Origin of the sequence: Methanoregula sp. (genome assembly GCF_049690535.1) — an archaeon.
Taxonomy (GTDB): Archaea; Halobacteriota; Methanomicrobia; order Methanomicrobiales; family Methanospirillaceae; genus Methanoregula.
Genome location: NZ_JBAVMX010000011.1, coordinates 1 through 3,831 on the forward strand (window position 1 = coordinate 1; position 3,831 = coordinate 3,831).

At 58.0% G+C, this 3,831-nt stretch carries 4 protein-coding genes and 2 pseudogenes; 5 read left to right on the top strand and 1 reads right to left on the bottom strand.

All coding sequences use genetic code 11. The features are described from left to right. The 3 genes and pseudogenes from WCE46_RS00685 to WCE46_RS00695 all read left to right on the top strand — a co-directional run. Nucleotides 1-450, top strand: a pseudogene (locus WCE46_RS00685) (radical SAM protein); the annotation flags it as partial. Further along, nucleotides 447-1,214 (top strand): polyprenyl diphosphate synthase, encoded by a 768-nt coding sequence (gene uppS, locus WCE46_RS00690; protein ID WP_424731777.1) that lies wholly within the window; start codon nucleotides 447-449, stop codon nucleotides 1,212-1,214. The pseudogene WCE46_RS00685 and the gene uppS, both read left to right, overlap by 4 nt. A 63-nt stretch (nucleotides 1,215-1,277) precedes the next feature. After that, nucleotides 1,278-1,967, top strand: coding sequence for a primase-like DNA-binding domain-containing protein (locus tag WCE46_RS00695; RefSeq protein ID WP_424731778.1), 690 nt, complete (start codon nucleotides 1,278-1,280; stop codon nucleotides 1,965-1,967). Nucleotides 1,968-1,985: 18 nt separating this feature from the next. On the opposite strand, the gene WCE46_RS00700 is transcribed toward WCE46_RS00695, so the two are convergent. After that, complete coding sequence (locus WCE46_RS00700) at nucleotides 1,986-2,627, bottom strand: undecaprenyl diphosphate synthase family protein (protein WP_424731779.1); 642 nt, start codon at nucleotides 2,625-2,627, stop codon at nucleotides 1,986-1,988. A 135-nt stretch (nucleotides 2,628-2,762) separates the two neighbouring features. Between WCE46_RS00700 and WCE46_RS00705 the strand changes: the two genes are divergently transcribed. Together WCE46_RS00705 and WCE46_RS00710 are read left to right on the top strand one after the other, a co-directional pair. Further along, entirely contained in the window at nucleotides 2,763-3,470 is a 708-nt protein-coding gene (locus tag WCE46_RS00705; RefSeq protein ID WP_424731780.1) for an RAD55 family ATPase, read from the top strand. Next, nucleotides 3,467-3,831, top strand: a pseudogene (locus WCE46_RS00710) (GTP-binding protein); the annotation flags it as partial. The gene WCE46_RS00705 and the pseudogene WCE46_RS00710, both read left to right, overlap by 4 nt.

A 3,831-nucleotide genomic window follows, 5' to 3' on the forward strand; every position in this document is an offset into this window, starting at 1 on the left:
GAATGGGGCGAGACGAACGCCGACGATATGCGGGAGCGGGGCTACGAGCCGGCCGACGGCGTGCACAACGCAGTTGAGGGTGCACGCGAGTGGGCCGCTGATCTCGTAAAGCACAAGAAAGTCCACTGGTGCGCCTCGTCGTTCAAGGATTCGGTGCAGCTCCGGGAGCGCTTAAAGCGCATCGCGGAGAACACAGCCCGGCCGTTCGATGAAGTGACCGAAGACGGGACGATCGTGTACGGCGTGCTCGACCTCCACCCGGGCACCCGGGACGAGGTCGTCGCCCGGTGCAGGAAATTCCTCGCAGACGACGAGTTTTCCGACTGCGGCGATCGGGTCGAGACCGCATGGTGGCTGCTCGAAGAGTACAAGGACAAGATCCCCGGGAAAAAGTCAGTCGTCGAGCGGTACCCCGACGGCGGCATGGTCGTCGAGGTGACGCCGCTGTGACCCTCCGCGGGCTTCTTGAACCCCTGTACGAGCGGTACCTGCTGATGCAGTGCACGCAGATCCCCACGCACGTCGCCATCATCCAGGACGGCAACCGGCGGTTTGCAAAGGAGATGGGCATCGACACCGCACAAGGGCACCGGGCAGGCGCGGACAAGACCGAGGAGATGCTCGACTGGGCCCACGAACTGGGGATCCGATACATCACTATCTACTCGTTCTCCACGGAAAATTTCAACCGGACCGAGGACGAGATACGGGAACTCTTCCGGCTTTTTAAGGAGAAGTTCATCCGCACCATCTCCGACGAGCGGGTGCACCGGTACAAGATCCGCATCCAGATGGTCGGCGACCGGTCGCTCCTTCCTGCCGACCTGAGGACAGCGATTGAGGCCGCAGAAGAGGCAACGAAAAATTACGAAGGCTTTACCCTCAACGTCGCGCTTGCCTACGGGGGAAGAAACGAGATCGTGCTCGCCGCTAGGGAGATTGTATCAGATGTCCGCGAGGGCAGGATAACGCCATCGGCAATCGACGTGCAGATGGTTGAATCCCACCTCCACGAGGGAAAAGATATCCCGCCGGTCGATCTCATCATCCGGACCGGGAACGAGTACCGCACCTCCAACTTCCTGCCGTGGCTTGCAAACGGCCATGAGTCGGCCGTCTATTTCTGCGCACCGTACTGGCCGCTCTTCCGGAAGATCGACCTCTTGCGGGCGATCCGGATCTACGACCAGCGGCTGAGTGTAAAAGCGCACTAAAACCGCTCCCGCACCATCCCGGAAAAATCCAATTCGCGTACTATATTTCCCGGAACATACCAGATGGAATATGGTGAACCTATGGGTGCGGGAAAATCAGCGGGAACCGGGTGGCAGCAGACGCCGGTCCTGATCAGGTCCGATATTATTGCAGCTGCAGAGCGGGAGCATCTGGATATCAGCGACGCATGCAACAGGGCGCTTGCAGGGCAGCTCGGGATCGATTACCATCCCATAAAAAAGACCATTCCGGAAAAAGCGTCCCGGGTGATCATCGCACCGGATGCCCAACCGTCAGACCGGGCTGCTAGTGCCCCGGCAGCGCCGCCGGTCATCAACGCCGAAGATCCCACGGTGCCGGGAAAGGTAATGAAGGAGAAAAAGGAGAGGAAGGCGCCCTCGGTAACAAACCCCCGGATCCCACCGCAGGAACCGACCCCGCAGCGCCCGGCGGTCCCCCCTCTCCCGGCTCAACCTGCCACAGTACCACAAAAGACCGGAAAGAAAGGCAAAAAAGAGGAGCCCATAAAAAGGTTTGTCAGTACCCTTGTCGTGCGGGAGATCGAGGAGAGCCCGGATGCGATCATCGCAAAGGACGAACTCTACCAGCGGTTCGAACGCTGGTGCCGGGACCACGATTACGCCACGATCCCGGACCGAAGGGCGTTTACGGTTGCTCTCAAGAACAAGTACGCCCTTATGGAACGGACCGTGGGCGGCGTCCCGAGCTGGATCAGTATCCGGATAAAATAATTACCCTGTTTTTACCCTTCACTTCCCGAACCGGCGTGTCCGGGACTGGTAGTCGCGCAGCACCCGCAGGAAGTCCACGCGCCGGAAGTATTTCCAGTTGATATCGGAGAAGAACAGTTCCGAGTAGACCGACTGCCAGATCAGAAAATCGGTCAGGTGGTCGCCGCCGGTCTTTACCACGATGTCCGGGTCGTACCGGAAGATCAGGCAGGATTCCAGCGTTTTCTCATCGATAGCGGAGGGCTGGATCCCATTCTCTGCCAGGCGGCGTATGCAGTCTGTGATCTCTTCCCTCCCGCTCTTTCCTATCGCGACCACGACATCGAGGCCGGTGCCCGAAACCTCCTCGGTCGTACCGTAGTGCAGCACGAGCCGGGCAACGGACGAGATCTTTTTTATGGCCGGTAGCGTGCGTTCCAGTTCTTCCGGGGAGAGCCGGGCGATGTGGAAGGTCAGGCCCTGGATCGCCGGGGGTTTTTGGCCGGTTTCTGTCACTCCCTGCCGGGCAAGAAGATCATTTAACTCGGAACTCCAGCTTGCCACCTGCACGCACTTGCCCGGATCCGCGGCCAGATCGGCACCACTGATCATGAAACAGATATGGCGGGGCAGAACCTCTATCTGCGAGAGAAGCATCCGTTCATAGATCCAGTGGAACATCTGACCTAATCTTTTGGCAGCCAAGGTTAAGAGGGTTTACCCCAGTCATTCCCGTCGGTAACGGGTGCTCTGGCGTCCCGCCGGCCTGCCGGCAAAAGCCCTTATAAACATTCTCATGAAATAATCAGACAACAGATGTACTCCTATAAAACCGGGATCCCCCAGATCGATCAGACCACCGGGGGGTTTGATGCAGGAACAAATCTTCTTCTTCTGGCACCGTCACTCAGTTACGCGGAGCAGCTTGCCTATACCCTCACAAAACCCCTGCCCGGGGAGTATGCAATCATGCTTTCCACAAACGAGCGCGCCTCGGAAGTGATCGACCAGTTCAAGGTGGCCGGCGCCGACAAGAAGTTTGTCGGCGTGATCGATGCGATCACCAAAAGCTCGACGCCATCGATTTCCGATACCGAGCGGTTCATGTTTGTCACGAACCCCACCGATCTGACCGGGATCGGGATCAAGTTCTCGCACATGGTCGAGACGATCTTCGAGGGGACGTTTTCAGATGAGGAATCCGGGCTCTTCCCGCCCCCGATCCGGTTCTGCGTCAACTCAGTCTCGACCCTTCTCATGTACCGCAAGCTCGAGGTGCTGTACCAGTTCCTTCACGTGATGACGGCGAGATTAAAGAAGATCGAGGGATTTGGCATCTATGTACTCAACAGCGAGGCATTTGATGAGAAGACGATCTCCCTCATCAAGCAGCTCATGACGATTGTGATCGAGGTCAAAGTGGAGAGGTCGGACAACTATTTCCGGGTGATGGGTATCCGTGGCGTAAACGCGGACTGGCATAAGTTTACGATCAGCAAGGGGCAGGTGATTCTGGCGTTATGATTTCAACGGGGATGTACGGGATCGACGATATGCTGGCGGGCGGGATACCCAAGGGAAGCCGGGTGCTCTACAGCCTCGAACCCGGGGTCGATGGGCAGCTCTTCATGGTCTCGACGCTGTACGAGGCGCTCGAAAAGGGACGGTCGTGCCTGGTGATTATCCCCCATACGACGGTCGATGCATTCCTGCACGACGTCGGGGAACTCCGGGGAAAATCCCTCAAAAATAAGGACTACAAGATCGCCTTTCTGGACAGTGTCGACCGGGAACGCATACAGCGGAGCGTCGTCAAAGGGGGAGCGGCAGACAAGGAATGGCAGGCCCGGATCAAAAAACTCAGCATTGAGAACAAGGTCGAGGT

Bases quoted from the DNA above. Each gene is read 5' to 3' on its own strand.
- WCE46_RS00695 (WP_424731778.1), top strand. From the start codon at position 1,278: ATGGAATATGGTGAACCTATGGGTGCGGGAAAATCAGCGGGAACCGGG.
- WCE46_RS00700 (WP_424731779.1), bottom strand. From the start codon at position 2,627: ATGTTCCACTGGATCTATGAACGGATGCTTCTCTCGCAGATAGAGGTT.
- WCE46_RS00705 (WP_424731780.1), top strand. From the start codon at position 2,763: ATGTACTCCTATAAAACCGGGATCCCCCAGATCGATCAGACCACCGGG.